The sequence below is a fragment of the Duganella sp. 3397 genome (genome assembly GCF_031456625.1).
Lineage (GTDB): Bacteria > Pseudomonadota > Gammaproteobacteria > Burkholderiales > Burkholderiaceae_D > Rugamonas > Rugamonas phyllosphaerae.
Genome location: NZ_JAVDVB010000009.1, coordinates 104,632 through 121,777 on the forward strand (window position 1 = coordinate 104,632; position 17,146 = coordinate 121,777).

The following is a 17,146-nucleotide window of genomic DNA, read 5'->3' on the forward strand; positions in this document are numbered from 1 at the left end:
TAGCGGGCGCTGTGCTGCCTTTCTTCTTGTCTTGCGCCATGACCGCGATATAAAATCCAGAATATAGCCTAGCAGCAACTCCATGGCGACCACAACAGGATGCGTATGACCGTATTAATGGGACAGGATTTGCCGCTGGAACGACCCGACAGCGCCACCGCGCGTGCCGCCTTGTTCGTGCCTACGGCCAACATCAAGGAAGATGTGCTGGACACCGTCCGCCGGGGTGCGGCGATTGTCGGTTATGGCAACCATGACCGTACGCTCACGATTTATTACGAGAGCAACCGCTTCAACGAACCGAACCTGGTCAAGTGGGAGCAAAAGGCGCGCAAGGCGTTCGACCGCCTGGCCGACAACCTGCCCACCGTCTCCAAGATGATCAGCAAGCCGGAAAACTTCGAGCAGGTCGGCTACATCAACAGCAAGGGCATCCTGATCCGCCGCATGGAAAAACTGATGCAGTGGCTGGAAACCTCGGACGCGCTGGCGACGGCGCCCGAGTCGGAAAACATCGTTTTCGCGCCGCCGCCGCCACCGAAGAAAATCAATACCTGAAACTCGTTGAAGCGTGCGCTGCATCTGCGCAACTCCTTGTATGCTAATGGCAACACCATTCCTTGAGGAGATACACATGACGACGATCACGACATTGGGCAAAACTGCAGCTGCGGTACTGGTCATGGCCGCACTGCTGGGCGGTTGCCAGAAGAAGGAAGACACGGTCGGCGCCGGTCCGGCAGAAACCGCGGGCCGCCAGATCGACCAGGCCAGCGAGCGCGCCAGCGCCGAGATGAAACAGGCGTCGCGCGAAGCGGACCAGAAAATGACCGAAGCGGGCCACAAGATGGACCAGGCTGCCAAGGAAACTGGCGCCAAGCTCGACCGCGCAGCGGACACCGCCGGCGCCAAGCTCAATCAGGCCACCGATGCTGCAGGCCGCAAGCTGGAACAGGCCGGCGAAAACATGCAGCAAAAGGCTGCAGAACGCGAAGCCGGCAAGTAATCAGGTACCCGCGCGCTGGAGCCGCACCACGTTGTCTTGCGACGGCGGCGGCGCCTCCGGTGCGCCACTGAGCACCACGCTCAAATCCACGTAGCCATCGCGCCAGGCGCGTTCCAGGTCCTGTTCGATCGCCTCCATCGAGGTCCGCTCGAAAAGGGCGAAGCCGCGCACGCCGTAAGCGCGGTTGCGGCCGTGGGCCTTGGCCAGGTACAGCGCCATGTCCACCAGGTTCACCGCCCGCTCCCATGGCAGCGGCGTGGCGCCCGGCGCCAGCGGATACGGCGCAAACCCCACCGACACATTGACCGCGATCTCCTGCTCCTGGTAGGACACGCGCTGCGCCGAGATGCCGTGCAGGATGCGCCGCGCGATGTCGTCGAGGTCGTCGCGCGCCACGGCCGGCAGGAAGGCCAGGAACTCCTCGCCGCCCCAGCGCACGATCATGTCGGTTTCGCGCAGCACGATCCGCAGGTTGTCGGCGATCGCCGTGAGCACGGCGTCGCCGGCGGCGTGGCCGTAGCTGTCGTTGATATGCTTGAAGTGATCGACGTCGAGCAGGAACAGTGCGCCCACCACGTCGTCGCCGCGCTGCCCGTGCCGATCTGACGGCACCGGCGCCAGCGTGCGCATATAGTCCTGGAAGTGGCGGCGGTTGTAGAGCGACGTCAGTGGATCGAGGGTGGACTGGGCTTTCAGTTCCAGGTTCTTTTCTTCGAGCCGGGCGTAGCTGTGACGCACCTTGCGGTACAACAGTCCCACCACCACGGCCGCCAGCGCGAATACCAGCGCCAGCAGCCACCACAGGCGCTGCTGCAGCGCGCGGTTGTCCAGTTCCGCCGTTTGCAGCTGGTTCTCGCGGCTGAGCAGTTCGATCTGGCGTTCCTTCTTGTCGGTCTCGTATTTTTCCTGCAGTTCCAGCATCGACTTCTGGCGCTGGCGTTCGAACAGCTCGTCCGAGAGCGCGCGTTCGCGGTGGTAGGCCGCCAGGGCGCCAGCGAGGTCGCCGGCGTTTTCCAGCGCCACGCCGTACTCGCGCATGACCAGTTGCAGCTCCGGCTTGTTGTTTTCCTTTTCGTAGCGCGCCATGCCCGCTTCGAACTGGCGCTTGCCCTCGGCGATGCGGCCCATTGCCAGCAGCGCGTTGCCCAGGTTGACACGCGCGGTAGCCTCGGTCGATTGATCGTTGTTGCGCTGGGTGACCTGCAGCGCTTCATGCGCATACTGGGCGGCGCGCGGGTAGTCGCGCAGCTTTAGGTGCAGGTCGGCCAGGTTGACCAGCGTGGTGGTGGCCATGCGCTCGGCGCCCATCTTGCGCTCGAGCTCCAGCTCTGCGCGCAGCGCGCGCATGGCGCGCTGCATTTGCCCGGTGTCGCTGGTCAGCCAGTATTCGGCGTTTTTGGCGATCGACATGCGGCCCGGCGAATTGAGTTTTGCCGATTCGGCCAGCAGTTCGTCGAGGCTGGCGGCAGCCTGGTCGAACTCCTTCATCTGCACCAGCAGCCGGGTCAGCGCATTGAGCGCCGCCGCCAGCGTCGGCGGATCGCTGGTGACGCCGCGCGCAATTTCCACCGCCTGCTGCAACTTGACCAGGGCGGCCGGGAAGTTGCCCTGTTCGGCGTGGGTCTGGCCGGCGGTAATGGTCGCCTGGGCGCGCACGGCGGCGTTATTGGTGCGCATGGCCAGCTTCTCGGCCTCGAACGCCAGCTGGTGAGCGGCCTCGACATCGGCGCGCGCAAACAGCACGTAGACCTTGGTCAGCTGGGCCTTGGCGACGATGGCGTCGTCATGCAGTTCGCGGCCGAGCGCGATGGCTTTTTCGGCGGCGACCATGGCGTCGTCGTAGCGGCCCTGGCGCATGCGGCCGTCCGCTTCGATGGTCAGCAGGTCGGCCTGCAAGGCACCCGGCCGGCCGGCCAGCTCGGGCGCGATCTGCGCGAGCGCGGCCAGCGCCTTTTCGGGCAGGAAGCGGCATTGTTCACGGATCTCGATCAGGCGCGCGCGCAGCGCCTCGTTCTCTGCCTGGGTGGAGGTTTGAGTTGGTGCCGGCGTTTGCGCGCCAGCCGGACCGGCGGTGAGCGCCAGTGCGGTTGCCAACGCGGTTGCCAATGCTAGCGCCAGGGCGCGCCTGCGCACCTTGCCGCTTGTTCCGCGATATCCCGATCCCGCCAACGCCACCCCTTCGCTTTTGTCCTGTTTTAGCGCAGTCAATTATAGGGGTATTGCAACCGAGAAATGGGCACGCGCCGCGCAATTGTGCGCGTAAACCCACACTATGGCAGCAGCGCGCAACAGATTCGCCGGCTCAGCTGGTGCTCAGTTGCTGCAACAGGTACAGGCGCTGGTACAAGCCGCCCTCGATCTGCATCAGTTCCTCGTGCGGGCCGGTCTCGGTGATGCGGCCGTGGTTGAGCACAATGATGCGGTCGGCGTCGCGGATGGTGGACAGGCGGTGGGCAATCGCGATCACCGTGACCTTGCCGCGCAACTCGTCGAGCGCCAGCTGCACCACCTGCTCGGTCTGCGAATCGATGTGCGACGTCGCTTCGTCGAGCAGCAGGATGCGCGGCTGGCCGGCCAGCGCACGGGCGATCGCGATCAGCTGCTTCTGGCCCACGGCCAGGCGCGAACCGCCTTCGCCCAGTTCGGTGTCGTAGCCGCGCTCGAGCGCCATGATGAAGTCGTGCGCGTGCGCCGCGCGCGCAGCGGTCTCGATCTGCGCCTGCGTCAGGCCCCGGCCCATGTCGATGTTTTCGCGCGCGGACGCCGCCAGCAGGAACGGGTCTTGCGGCACCAGGCCGACTTCGGCGCGGAAGCGTTCGTTGTCGATATCGTCGAGCGCCACGCCGTGCAGCGTGATGCTGCCGTGCGGCGCCGGATAAAAGCGCAGCAGCAGCGAGAGCAGGGTGGACTTGCCGCTGCCCGTATGGCCGACGATGCCGATGAAGGCGCCGGCGGGAATCTCCAGCGACAGGTCGTGCAGCACCGGCTGGCCCGGGTTGTAGGCGAAGTCCAGGTGGCGGATCGCCACCGCCGGCTGCGGCCCTGCCGAGTGTTGATCGGCGGCGGCCGCCTGGCCGATGGCGGCGGCCGTGTGTTCCTTCGCTTCCGCTTCATCGAGCAGCGTGGCCACGCGGGCGCTGGCCACCACGGCCTGCTGCAGCTGGCTGAACTGCATGGTGATCTGGATCAGCGGTTCGATCACGCGCGCCAGGTAGCTGATGAACGCATACAGCACGCCCACCTCGGTGGCGGTCATCTGGCGCTGGCCGAACACGTAGATGACCACCGCCAGCAGGATCACGTTGAACAGGTCGAGCGCGGGACGCAGCAGCCAGGCATTGGCGCGCAGCTCGGCCTGGCGCGCGGTGTAGTGGGCCTGGTTGGTGGCGGCAAAGCGGGCGCCGAAACGCTCTTGCGCATTGTTCGCCTGCAGCACGCTCATGCCGCCGATCGACTCGGCCATCTGGCCGTTGATGTCGCTGCGCAGGGCGCGCGCACGGGTGACGGCCGGCGCGCTCCAGCGCTGGTACAGGAACACGATCACCAGCACCGCCGGCAGCAGCGCCAGCACCATGCCCATCAGGCGGATATCGAGCCACGCCATGGCGGCCATGGTCCCCACCAGCACGATGGTGCTGTCGAGGATCACGAACAGCACCTGGATGTACAGATTCTTGACCGCCTCGGTGTCGTTGGTCACGCGCGAGACCAGCTGTCCGGTGATGGCGCGGTCGAAAAACGACATCGGCAGCAGCAGCACGTGGGTGTACACCATTTCGCGCAGCCGCATCACCGAGCGCATGGCCAGGCCGGACAGGCGTACCAGTTGCAGGTAACGCAGGCCGCTGGCGATCCAGCCCGACAGCAGCAGGCCGGCCAGCAGCATGGCCATGCGCGGCCAGTCCAGGTGGTGCGGCAGCAGGTGTTCGTCGATCAGCGCCTTGCCCATGATGGGGCCCATCACTTCGAACAGGGCAGCGAGCATCAGCCACAGCACGGCCCAGCCCAGGTGGTGCTGGTCGGGACGGGCGGCGCGGCGCAGCAGCGCAAAGGCCTGGCGCGTCTGGGCGCCGATCGAGGTGGTGTCGGGATTGGTCAGCTTCGCTTCGGGCGACGTGGTATCAAGCGGCATCGAGGCTGGCCTCCAGTTGTTGGTAGCGCCACTGGCTGGCGTACCAGCCATCTTGCGCCAGCAGTTGTTCGTGGCTGCCCGACTCGCTGATGCGGCCGTCGCGCAGCACCAGGATCAGGTCGGCGTTGACCACTGCGCTCAGGCGGTGGCTGGCGATTACCGCGCTGCGGCCCGCGCGCGCCTGGCGCAGTTCTTCCAGGTGTTCGAGGATGCGCGTCTCGGTGCCGGTATCGACCGCCGACAAGGCGTCGTCGAGCAGCAGCAGGTCATTATCGGCCAGCAGCGCGCGGGCGATCGCCACGCGCTGGCGCTGGCCGCCGGACAGGGTAATGCCTTTTTCGCCCACCTCGGTCTCGTACCCCTGCGCGAATTTCAGGATGTCGTCGTGCACCGCCGCCAGGTTGGCCGCGTGTTCCACCTGCGCGCGGGTAGCCTCAGGCCGCGCCAGCGCGATATTGTCGGCAATCGAGGCCGAGAACAGGAACGACTCCTGCGGCACCCAGCTGATGCCGGCGCGCAGCGTGTGCAAGGTGTATGCGTCGAGCGCGTGGCCGCTCCAGCTGACGGTGCCCGCCTGCGGCGTGATCTGACGCATCAGCACCCGCAGCAGGGTGGACTTGCCACTGCCGGTCGGTCCCACCAGGCCAAGCGTCTGGCCCGGCGCCAGGGTGAGCGAGATGTCCTGCAACGCCGGCGCCGACTGGTCGGCATAGGCGTACCGCACATGGTCGAGCACCAGTGCGCCGGGGGCGATGGCCGTGAGCGTGCCGTGGTCGTCGATGGCCAGCGGCGCGGCCAGCATCGGCTGCAGGCGCTGCCAGGCGGCGCGTCCGCGTTCGATCAACGACAGCACCCAGCCGGCGGCAAACATCGGCCAGATCAACTGCCCCAGGTACATGGTGAACGCGGTGAGCGAGCCGATGGTGAGCTGGTCGTGCCACACCAGGTAGCCGCCCAGGCCCAGCGTGAGCGTGCTGGCGGCGGCCAGCGTGAGGCCCACGGCCGGCTCGTACGCCGCTTCCCATACCTGCGCGCGCAGGCTGGCGTTGGACGCATGCTGCGCCAGCTCGGAAAACTGCTTGGCGCTGCGCTGTTCCAGGCCCAGCGCGCGCAGCGTGCGCACGCCCGACAGGGTTTCCTGCACATGGTCGTTCAGGTCCGAAAAACGCTTGAGCGAATCGGTGGAGGCGGTGTGGATGTGGCCCGAGATATACCAGAACGCCCACGCCATCAGCGGGAACGGCAGCAGCGCAATGCAGGCCAGGCGCCAGTCCACGCCGAGCAGCATCACGCCCAGCACCATCACCAGTGTAATGGCGCCGTCGAAACCGGCCAGCATCGCCTCGCCGGCCACCATTTCGATGGCGTCGATATCGTTGGTGGCCAGGGCCATCAGGTCGCCGGTGCGCTGGCGCTGGTAGAAGGCGGAGCCTTGCTCGGACAGGCGCGCGTACAGGCGCGTGCGCAGCGACACGCCGAGTTTATAGGCGGCGCCGAACAGCAGCTGGCGCCACGCCACGCGCAGGAAATAGATCGCCAGGCCGATCAGCAGCAGCGAACCGATTTCCAGCAGCAGGGCGTTGCCGGACAGGGTGTGGGCAGCCAGCCCGTCGATCATGGCGCCGACCTTGCGCGGCACCCAGATACTGAGCGCGGCCACCCCCGCCAGCATCAGGCCGGACAGGGCATAGGCGCGCTTGTGCTGGCGGACGAAGCCGCCCAGCAGCGCGGAAAGAGTCAACATGTAGCCTCGGAGTAGCGTTGGGCTGGCAGCGTACTGCCAGCGCGTAGTCCGTTAGGATACAGCAAGGCAAACAATCAGGTGGCGCGGCGCTGTCCGGTGAAGCACCGAACAGGCGGTATGCATAAGCACCGTCGTACCCGCGCAGGCGGGTACCCAGTGTTCACTGGAAAGAATTACTTCTTGTGCTTGCCGGCAGGCGCGTCGGCGGTCCTGGCTTTCGGCGCAACTGCTTTCAGCTTGGCAGTTTTGGTGTCGGCGGCCAGCGCGATCGGCTTGGCGGCCGGGAAGGCCGGCTTGGCTGCTGCCGGTGGCGTGGTGTCGGCAGCAGGTTTGAGTGCCGGCTTGATCGCTTCCGGCGCGGTCGGCGCCACGGCAGCGGCCAGCGGCGCCGGCGCGACCTTGGCAGGGTTGTCCACCGCAGGCGGTTCGTCAGCGTGCACCGCTGCCGAGACAGCGGCCTTGAGCGTGGTGGCAGGCGGCGCCGGTTCGGCAACGGTGGCGGTCGGGACTGCCACAGGCGCCGACACCGGTGCTGCGGCTGCCGGCGGCGCGGATGGCTGTGAAGCTGCCGCCGACACGGCAGGCGTTGCCGCCGACACGGCAGGCGTTGCCGCCTGGAGCGCCTCGGCTGCCGGCGCTACGGCCTTCACCGTCTCGGCGACCGGCGTCGCCAACGGTGCAGCCAGCTGCGGCAAGGCTGCGCCGCGCGTGCTCTTGATCAGCTCGGCCTGGGCGCCGCTGGCGATGGCGAACAGTTGGCGGCTATAGGCCAGCAGGCTGTCGATGCCGGTCGGGGTCTCGCGGCTGGCGCTGAACAATTCCCTGGCGTCCTTGACTTCCAGCAGCTTTCTCGCGGCAGCCGACGACTGCTCCATCGAGGCCTTGGTCGTGCTGAGATTGAGCGCAATCAGCTTTTCCGCGCTCTCGACGGCGGTGTGGGCCAGGCTGTTGAAGATCTGGAACTGGGCTTCCAGTTGCGATTTGGTAACGGCGGAAAACTGTTCGGTAATCGAAGACATGGTTTCTCCTGGCGACGGGTCTGTTGCGCTGCAATATGGGAACATTCTAGCCACGAACACCGGGCTTGAATAGTTATTTTTTGTGCTATGTGGGCAGAAGAGTGCCACACGGAAAAATGCTGTGTCCACACTTATTCTCGCACATTTGATCTAGCGCAAAATTAAAGGAAAAAAATCGCTGAGCGATACCGCAATGCAACAATTAGTAGAAACCATTGAAACTGTCTACAATCGACGCCATCACTACTGAGGGGATGTTCATGGATGTGGTCATACGCAACGCCAACCTTGCCGACGGCCAGACCGGCGTCGATATTGCCATCGAGCATGGCCGAATTGCCGCCATTGGCCCGGCCCTGGCCGTCACGGCCGGACGCGAGATCGACGCCGGCGGCGACCTGGTCAGTGCGCCGTTCGTCGACGCCCACTTTCACATGGACGCCACGCTCAGCTACGGCCTGCCGCGCGTCAACGCGTCCGGCACGCTGCTCGAAGGGATTGCGCTGTGGGGCGAGCTCAAGCCGGAGCTGACGCAGCAGGCGCTGGTCGATCGCGCCTTGCAATATTGCGACTGGGCGGTGGCGCGCGGCCTGCTGGCGATCCGCTCGCACGTGGACGTGTGCGACGACCGGCTGCTGGCGGTGGAGGCGCTGCTTGACGTCAAGCGCCGGGTGGCGCCTTACCTCGACCTGCAACTGGTGGCGTTTCCGCAGGACGGCGTGCTGCGCAGTCCCACCGCGTTCGCCAACCTCAAGCGCGCGATCGCCATGGGCGTGGACGTGGTGGGCGGCATTCCGCACTTCGAGCGCACCATGGCCGATGGCGCCGAGTCGGTGCGCCTGCTGTGCGAGTTTGCCGCCGACCAGGGCTTGCGGGTGGACATGCATTGCGACGAGTCGGACGACCCCATGTCGCGCCATATCGAAACCCTGGCTTACCACAGCAACCGGCTGGGCCTGCACGGCCGCGTGACCGGCTCGCACCTGACCTCCATGCATTCGATGGACAACTATTATGTGAGCAAGCTGCTGCCGCTGATCCGCGAAGGCGGGGTGGCGGCGATCGCCAATCCGCTCATCAACATCACGTTGCAAGGCCGCCACGACAGCTACCCCAAGCGGCGTGGCATGACGCGAGTGCCGGAAATGCTGGCGGCCGGCATCGATGTCGCCTTCGGCCACGACTGCGTGATGGACCCGTGGTACAGCCTGGGTTCGGGCGATATGCTGGAAGTGGCGCACATGGGTTTGCACGTGGCGCAGATGACCGGGCAGGACGCCATGCGCGCCTGTTTCACCGCCGTGACCGACACCCCGGCGCGCATCCTCGGCCTGGACGGGTACGGCGTGGCGGTCGGCTGCCATGCCGACCTGGTACTGCTCGATGCTGCCGACCCGGTGGAGGCGATCCGCCTGCGTGCGGCGCGCCGGCTGGTGATGCGGCGCGGCGTGATCGTGGCCGAGTCGCCGCGCGCCCGGGCCAGGTTGAATTTGCCGGGACGGCCGGACGGCGTCGATTTCCGTCTGGGCCGCTAAGTCGGACGCGGTGGCGGCGCGCTGGACTTGCCGGCGGAAATCCATGACAATAAAACACTGTCGCCACCGCATGGAGTCGTCTTGAAAGAAATCGCGATCCGCCCCGCCACGGCAGCCGACTTCGGCGCCATGTGGACCATCTTCCAGGAACTCATCGCCACCGGCGACACGTATTATTTTGCCGCCGACACCAGCCGCGATGATTGCCACGCCTACTGGTTCGGCCCCGGCATCGAGAGTTTTGTGGCCGAACTCAACGGCGACCGCCTGCTGGGCATGTATCGCCTCACCGCCAACCAGCGCGACCGTGGCGCCCACGTGGCCAATGCCTCGTTCATGGTGGGTCCTGCGGCGCAGGGCGTGGGGGTGGGCGCCATGCTGGGGCGCGACTGCCTAGCCCGCGCACACCGCCAGGGTTACCTGGCGATGCAGTTCAACTACGTGGTCAGCTCCAACGTCGCCGCCGTGCTGCTGTGGAAAAAGCTGGGCTTTTCCATCATCGGCACGCTGCCGCGCGCCTATCACCACCGCTACCTCGGCTATGTCGATGTGTACGTCATGTACCAGCTGCTGGCAGATCCATCCCACTGGCCCGACGCATGATCATCCTGGACACCGCGCGCCTGCGCCTGCGCACCATCGACACCGATGATGCTGCCTTCTATTACGAACTGGTCAACGACCCCACCTGGCTGCAATTCATCGGCGACAAGGGCATCCGCAGCGTCGAGCAGGCCCGCGCCGCCATCATCGAGGGCCCGATGGCGATGCAGCAGCGCCACGGTCATTCGCTGTACGTGATGGAGCGCAAGGAAGACGGCCGGGCGCTGGGGATGTGCGGGTTGATCCGGCGCGATTTCCTGCCCGACGTCGATATCGGCTACGCCATCCGCCCGGAGCACTTCGGCCGCGGTTATACCTACGAGGCAGCGCAGGCGGTGCTGGAACTGGCGCGGGGGCCGCTGGGCATCGGCCGGGTGCTGGGCATTACCGACCCGGGTAACGCCAACTCGATCCGGCTGCTGCACAAGCTCGGACTGCGGTTTCAGGAAATAAAGTTGTTGCCACCGGGTGAGCGGATGACGAATATTTATGCGATTGATTTTTAGTCTTAACAGACGTATATCACTGTGGTTTTGATGCCCCAGTTGCTGTTCGCCTAGAGCTTATAGGCAATAAACTGGGGTACTTATTTACTAACGATGGTAAAATGTTTGGGATTGACTGCTGACGTTTGTTAAAAATCAAAGCCGTCGGTGAAACTCTTGGCCCGGTCATGTATGATGCGGGCGGCGCAGGCACCGGAGAGCGGTATCACGTGATCACACATACAACAAGGGGCGCCATGCCTCTGTTCAGTTCGAATTCCACCTCTAGCTTGCTCGGCTCCTGATGCACAAGGAAGTAGCGAATTAGGAGTATTTTTTTGGGTAGTTGGATTTGTTAAGCGCGCTTAGAAAATCAGTTAAATATACATGGTGTGGCTGCCTCATCCTTGTCGGGCAGAACAGCCTCGCGGCTACGCCGGGGGTCAGTGGGCAGTCAGGGTACATCAATACGCCCAGCGCCGTGGTCGAAGCCGATGGAACATTCAGTGTCGGATATGGTTACGATAGCCCTTACGGCCAGTTATGGGTGACATCAACAGTACTGCCTTTCTTGCAAGTGACTGGCCGGTATGTGTCGATTACGGGTGTTCCTGCTTTCGGTGAGGGCGAATACGAATACGGCAAGGGTTATGGCCGCTACAAGGACAAGGTCATTGATGGCAAGGCGCGCCTCTGGCAGGAGGGCTCTTGGGTGCCTTCAGTTGCGGTGGGCGTCAACGATGTCTTCGGAACCGAGTTGTTCAGAAGCCAGTATGCTGTTGCCACCAAAACCTTGGGCGCTGCAAAAAATGTTGAGGTCAGTGTCGGCTACGGCGATAAACGCATCGACGGCCTTTTCGCCGGCGCGCGTTGGACGCCGGCGAGTCACCCGCGCTGGTCGCTGGTCGCGGAATATAACTCCGTGGACTATAAGCAGGATTACAAACCAGAGCAGACGGGTGCTGCGCGGCGTCGGAAAGGACCTGCGGTCGGACTGGAATATCGCTGGGGATGGCTAGGCTTGCAAGCTTCGCGTGGTCGTGACAACTTTACCGTCAATGCTTTCGTCAGCATACCCTTTGGTGAACGAGAATATATTCCCAAGATTTACGAACCTCCGGTTTTTGAAGACAAGGATCCGATCACGCCACCAGCCATTCCCGAATGGCGGGACGATCCTGGCTATCGTGCCGATCTGATCCGTGCCCTCGCAGCACAAGATTTCAAGAATACTCGCGTCGAGCTGAACGGCAATACGCTGCACATCACGCTGACCAATAATCGAATTTCCAACATGGGACGGGCAGTGGGCCGAGCAATGCGTACCGTACTGGCTTTTCTGCCGGAAGGCGTTACCGCTGTCAACGTTACCTATACCAAGCTCGACCAGCCTCTGACCACATACGAGTTTTTCGATTTGCCCCGGTTGAAGGATTATTTTGCCGGCAAAATTGATCGGCAAACATTTGCCGAGGGTGTGCTGGTAAGGTATCCGAACCGCGACGACGTAATAAGTGACGAGCAACAAGCGTGGCTCACGGACTTGAAAGACGATAACATCGGCAAGCCGAATGGGGCCGTACCAGCGGTCGCTTCCTCCGCTGTGCCAGTGGCAGTGACTGGTGCACCAGCCGTATTGCCATCGGCCGTGTCAGTTGCAGCGGTTGCTATACCTGAATCTTCTGGCGACCCGGCGGCTGCGTTCGGCGCGGCAGCACCGAAAACCGATGGCACGCTGCGTTTCGAGGTCGGTCATGAGGGCGATGCGGTACAAGTTACTTCCGAGGACCGAGAGAGCAATCGGTTCAAACTTGCCCCCAAGCTTGGTTTCTTTTTCAACGACCCCAGTGGCGCATTCCGTTACTCGCTGTCTGCTGCCGCCACCTATGACCGTCGCATCAGCAGTGGTTTATATCTGAACACCGCTGCCAGTATGTCGGTGATCGAGACCGTTTCTGCCGTCACGCAACCGTCGAACAGCAATTTGCCACACGTGCGTACCGATATCGCGAAATACATGGGTGAAAACCGATTCGCGCTAAGCCGGGTGCTGCTCAACAAATATGCGAACCCGGCTGAGCGCTTGTATGTTCGTGGCTCGGTCGGTCTGTACGAAGATATGTACCGAGGCGTTGGCGGACAAGTACTCTATCTCCCAAAAAATAGCCGCTGGGCGGTGGATTTGTCGGTTGATGCTCTGCAGCAGCGAGGGTACAAAAGACTCCTCGACAGTCTCGACTACAAAACAGTCACCGCCATCGCATCCTTACATTATAAATTGCCGTACGGTATGACCGTCACTGCACGTGCTGGTCGCTTCCTGGCTAAAGATGAAGGCGTGCGCGTTGAATTTAAGCGCCGGTTCCAGTCGGGTATCGAGATCGGCGCCTGGTACACCCACACCAACGGAAACGATATCACGACGCCCGGAACTCCTGCCAAACCCTATCAGGATCGCGGCGTGTTCTTGTCGATTCCGTTTAACAGGCTGCTCCCGATGGACTCGCAGGGCACCGCCGGCTTCTCACTGTCACCTTGGACCCGCGACGTTGGCCAAATGGTAGCGTCGCCGGGTGACTTGTACGACATGGTGGAGCAGCCTCGCCGCGACATGAACAGTTACGACGGTTTGGGTAACTTTGCCGAGCGGCCTGACGAACAACAATTGCCTGCTGTAACGCAACCGGATGATTCTTTTCCCAATCCGATTCCGGTTGTCCGCGAACGCCTCGATCAGTCGCTGCGGGTTCTCCCTGCGCCGCAGCAGTGGGTCCGTCCCGCTACCCTGGCAGTTGGTGCGATATTGGTATCGGCCTTGGCCGACAAGCCGGTCGACCGGCAAATGAAGAAATATCAGGATGAGCGAGTAATGCGAGGTTTGAACACCTTCGGCAACGCGCTGCCCTACGCATTGGTGGGCGCTGCCGGTACGGCCTTCGCACTTGGCGATGAGCGTATGCAAAACACCGGCTTCATCGCCATGCAGTCAATCGCCGCTGCGTCCGGTTTCTCACTTGTGGGGAAATATGCCGTAGGGCGTGCCAGGCCACTGGAAGAAAGGGGAACTTGGTCCAGAACAGGTGATGACAATTCCCGATCGGACGCCTCCTTCCCTTCCGGTCACGCTGCCGTGTCGTTCGCTGCAGTGACTCCTTTCGCCAAGGAATATGACGCACCTTGGTTGTACGGTGTGGCTGCCTTGGGGGCAGCGGGGCGTGTTGCTGGACGCAAACACTGGGTATCTGACACAGTTGCTGGGAGCGTAATTGGATATGCGGTAGGTAGCTGGTTGTGGCAAGCTCAGCGGAACCAGAGCGATTCCAATCTCGCGATTATCCCGGGCCTGAAGTCAGTGAGCGTGACTTGGCAAAAATCCTATTGAAGTAATTGCAGTTATCGATCCAACATATTCTCTGAAGAGACCCGTATGAAAAATTTTTTTTGCCAGATTCCGCGTGTCGTGCACAAGCTTGTGTTTTCTGCATCCCTGCTTGCGGCGCTGGTTCCAGTTGTGCATGCGCAGGAGGTTGGGCCCGAGCAAAGCGACATGCAGGAGGTTCAACGTAAGACACAATCTCGCATAGGCGGCTTTGGCTTACCTAGCATTACCGGGTCTGAGAGCGACAGGAGGGCTTCTAGCGACAAAAAGCCCGACTTCAGAACTGCAACGGACCGGACGAGCATTGCGGTGCCAAGAGATGCGGGCGAATTCGAGAAGTATATTGAAGCGGTCACTAACGAAAAGTTGCAAATCTTTGGTTCTGATCTCTTCAGTACCGTACCCACCACTTTCGCGCCGGCCGACGCGGGCCAGGTCAATCAGGATTACGTACTGGGCACGGGTGACGTTGTGCAAATTCGTGGTTGGGGTATGGTAGACATTGACGTTAGCGCCACGGTCGACCGTAGCGGCGCCATCTATATTCCGCGTATTGGCAATGTCAACGTGAGCGGCGTGAAGTATCGCGATCTTCAGGGTTACCTGAAGCAGGCAGTTGGCAAGGTCTTCACAAATTTTGAACTGACTGCCAGCATTTCTCAGGTTCGCTCTGTTCAGATTTATGTAGTAGGGCATGCGGTTCGTCCCGGAACTTATACGCTAAGCGCGATGAGCACGCTGCTCAATGCTTTATTTACTTCCGGCGGTCCAAGTGTTACCGGCACGCTGCGCAACATCGAGGTAAAGCGTGCCAATCGGACCGCAACGCGCTTCGACCTCTACGATATGCTGGTCAAAGGTGACAAATCAAGTGACCTTACGCTGCAAGACGGCGACGTGGTTTATATTCCTGAAGTCGGACCACTGGTGGCATTGACCGGAAATGTCAAAACCCCGGCGATCTTCGAGCTAAAAAAGGAAGTTGAGTCCGTTTCCGATTTGGTCGCGCTGGCCGGTGGCTTTTCTTCTTCCGCGCAAACCAAGCAGATTGTGGTGGAGAAGAATATCAATAATAACTTCGTGGCCGTTGCAAACCTGACTGCGGATGCGGCGTCCCTCAGTAGCACGCTTTCCCAGGTTACCGTGCGTGCAGCCGATGTTTTACGTGTTTATTCCCCAGGCGCTGTGGCTGTCGAGGCTGAGGTAAGCAATGCGTACGTGAAGGTATCTGGTGCAGTAAATGAAACTGGCGTTTTCAAGATTCGCGATGGTGAGACTCTCAGAGGACTTATTTCGCGCTTGGGGGGCGTCAAGGGCGACGCTTACGTTTATGCCACCGAGCTAAACCGGGAATCATTGCGTCTAATTCAGCAGAGAAAGTTGAACGAAGTTTCACAACGTTTTATGCGTGATCTCGAATCTGCTGCTTCAAAACAGCTTGGCTCAACTGCGGATGCTGGTAATGCGGCATTGATTAACGCATCGTTGGAGCGTCAGCGTGCAATTGCTCAGCGTATGGCGTCCGTGAAGGCTAAAGGACGTATTGTGCTTGAATTGACCGATGGTGACGTTCAGATAAAAAACTTGCCGGAAGTGAAGTTGCGGGATGGTGACAGCATTTACATTCCTAAGCGGCTTGACACCGTTGACGTTCTTGGCGCCGTATTTCAACAAAATACTTTCATTTACCGCCCTAGCCGCAAGGTTGGAGACTATATCGCGCTGGCAGGCGGAACCAGCCAGACGTCGGATCCGTCACAAATTTACGTCATTCGCGCCGACGGTACCACAGCTGGCGGAGGTAACAGCAGCTGGTTCAGCGGCACCAAAAGCCTAAAAGTCAACCCCGGCGACACGATAGTCGTTCCAGAAGAAATCGCGCATAGCTCCTGGATGCAGAGCTTTAAAGAATGGACGACGATCTTCTACCAATTTGGTCTGGGGGCTGCCGGTTTGAAGGTCCTTAAAGACTAGATCGGTACTTCGTACGGCTGGAACTTTATTATTGAGAGAGTATAAGATGTCTGAACGAATGGAATTCGATAAAAATGGCGTGTTGGAGGAAAACGCGTCCCTGATTTCCGTATTCACGATCTTGGCGCGTCAAAAAGCCTTCGTCATCGGTATGCCGTTCGTTACCGGCCTAGTGGCGATTGCTGCAAGCTTGATTATGACCCCCATATTTACGAGTACCACGGTGATCATGCCGCCGCAACAGCAGGGAAGTAGTACTGCAGCTGCTATTTTGGGACAGCTCGGCGGGATAGGGGGGGCTGCCTTGGGCACGGTTAAAAACCCAAGTGACTTGTATGTTGGTATGTTGAAAAGCCGGACGATTGCCGATCAGCTGATTAATGAGTTCAAACTTAAAGAGCGCTACAATATTGACACTATTGATGCAGCACGTAAACGGTTGGAACTAGCCTCAACTTTCCTAAATGGCAAGGATGGCTTGATTGCTATCAGCGTTGACGACGCTGATCCAGAAGTGGCAACCAATATAGCCAATGCTTACGTTAAAAAGCTTCAACTCCTGACGGGAAGCTTGGCCATAGGTGAAGCTTCAAGGCGCCGGAAGTTCTTTGGGACGCGTGTTCTTGAGGCAAAAAATGATTTGGCGAATGCCGAAGTTGCTTTTAGAAAAATTCAAGAATCAACTGGGATGGTCGAATTAAGCGGGCAAGTAAAGGGATTAATCGCCAGTTCCGCGCAACTGCAAGGTGAGATTGCATCAAAACAAGTTCAGCTGTCATCAATAATGTCCTATGCCACCAAAAATAATCCCGAGGTTCTCCGTCTCGAGGAAGAAATTCGGGCTATGACTCGCCAACTGGCGCGACTAACGAAAGGAGCGGACGGCAGTGGAATGACGATCGCGACCGGAAAATTGCCGCAAGTTGGGTCTGAGTATATTCGCGGTGTTCGTGACGTTAAGTATTACGAGGCGACGTTCGAAATGTTGTCTAAGCAGTTTGAGCTCGCCAGGGTGGATGAAGCGAATAACGATTCTGCGATCCAAATTCTAGACGTAGCTGTTCCACCGGAAAAAAAATCAAGACCGGTACGCGCACCGATGGTCGCGCTGGGAGTTTTGGGGGGCATAATTCTGGGATTGGCGTTCGCATTCATGCGAGATGCTTATACTCGCTCGATGCGCACTCCTGAAGGACAGCTTCGCTGGACAGAACTAACGGCGGCTTGGCGCGGGGAAAAATAGGCAAAGGTAGCTGAAATCAACGTTAA

General features: G+C 60.9%; 12 protein-coding genes. 8 read left to right on the forward strand and 4 right to left on the reverse strand.

The window, feature by feature from the left end; translation table 11 throughout:
- Positions 1 to 105: 105 nt before the first annotated feature.
- Together J2X54_RS23745 and J2X54_RS23750 are read left to right on the forward strand one after the other, a co-directional pair.
- Positions 106 to 558 (forward strand): hypothetical protein, encoded by a 453-nt coding sequence (locus tag J2X54_RS23745; RefSeq protein WP_310184288.1) that lies wholly within the window; start codon positions 106 to 108, stop codon positions 556 to 558.
- Between the two features lie 76 nt (positions 559 to 634).
- The gene (locus tag J2X54_RS23750; protein WP_310184289.1) at positions 635 to 1,006 is read left to right on the forward strand and encodes an apolipophorin; all 372 of its coding nucleotides are present in this window, start codon (positions 635 to 637) and stop codon (positions 1,004 to 1,006) included.
- Here J2X54_RS23750 and J2X54_RS23755 read toward each other — a convergent pair whose 3' ends face one another.
- The 4 genes from J2X54_RS23755 to J2X54_RS23770 all read right to left on the reverse strand — a co-directional run bounded on the left by J2X54_RS23755 (position 1,007) and on the right by J2X54_RS23770 (position 7,901).
- Entirely contained in the window at positions 1,007 to 3,112 is a 2,106-nt protein-coding gene (locus J2X54_RS23755; protein ID WP_310184290.1) for a diguanylate cyclase, read from the reverse strand.
- A 196-nt stretch (positions 3,113 to 3,308) separates the two neighbouring features.
- Positions 3,309 to 5,138, reverse strand: coding sequence for an ATP-binding cassette domain-containing protein (locus J2X54_RS23760; RefSeq protein ID WP_310184291.1), 1,830 nt, complete (start codon positions 5,136 to 5,138; stop codon positions 3,309 to 3,311).
- A complete protein-coding gene (locus tag J2X54_RS23765; protein ID WP_310184292.1) occupies positions 5,128 to 6,882 on the reverse strand; it encodes an ABC transporter transmembrane domain-containing protein in 1,755 nt (584 codons plus the stop codon). The genes J2X54_RS23760 and J2X54_RS23765 overlap by 11 nt, the downstream gene beginning before the upstream one ends.
- Before the next feature lie 173 nt (positions 6,883 to 7,055).
- Positions 7,056 to 7,901, reverse strand: a complete 846-nt coding sequence (locus tag J2X54_RS23770) for a phasin family protein (RefSeq protein ID WP_310184293.1) — start codon at positions 7,899 to 7,901, stop codon at positions 7,056 to 7,058.
- A gap of 260 nt (positions 7,902 to 8,161) precedes the next feature.
- Between J2X54_RS23770 and J2X54_RS23775 the strand changes: the two genes are divergently transcribed.
- The 6 genes from J2X54_RS23775 (at position 8,162) to J2X54_RS23800 (ending at position 17,120) form a co-directional block, all read left to right on the forward strand.
- On the forward strand, positions 8,162 to 9,436 hold the full coding sequence (locus tag J2X54_RS23775) for an amidohydrolase family protein (RefSeq protein ID WP_310184294.1): 1,275 nt from the start codon (positions 8,162 to 8,164) through the stop codon (positions 9,434 to 9,436).
- A gap of 81 nt (positions 9,437 to 9,517) precedes the next feature.
- On the forward strand, positions 9,518 to 10,039 hold the full coding sequence (locus J2X54_RS23780; RefSeq protein ID WP_070249563.1) for a GNAT family N-acetyltransferase: 522 nt from the start codon (positions 9,518 to 9,520) through the stop codon (positions 10,037 to 10,039).
- Positions 10,036 to 10,545 (forward strand): GNAT family N-acetyltransferase, encoded by a 510-nt coding sequence (locus J2X54_RS23785; protein WP_310184295.1) that lies wholly within the window; start codon positions 10,036 to 10,038, stop codon positions 10,543 to 10,545. Before J2X54_RS23780 ends, J2X54_RS23785 begins: the two co-directional genes overlap by 4 nt.
- Positions 10,546 to 10,870: 325 nt before the next feature.
- Positions 10,871 to 13,906, forward strand: a complete 3,036-nt coding sequence (locus J2X54_RS23790) for a YjbH domain-containing protein (RefSeq protein ID WP_310184296.1) — start codon at positions 10,871 to 10,873, stop codon at positions 13,904 to 13,906.
- A gap of 45 nt (positions 13,907 to 13,951) precedes the next feature.
- A complete protein-coding gene (locus J2X54_RS23795) occupies positions 13,952 to 15,877 on the forward strand; it encodes an SLBB domain-containing protein (RefSeq protein WP_310184297.1) in 1,926 nt (641 codons plus the stop codon).
- A 58-nt stretch (positions 15,878 to 15,935) separates the two neighbouring features.
- Positions 15,936 to 17,120 (forward strand): Wzz/FepE/Etk N-terminal domain-containing protein, encoded by a 1,185-nt coding sequence (locus J2X54_RS23800; RefSeq protein WP_310184298.1) that lies wholly within the window; start codon positions 15,936 to 15,938, stop codon positions 17,118 to 17,120.
- Positions 17,121 to 17,146: the final 26 nt, after the last annotated feature.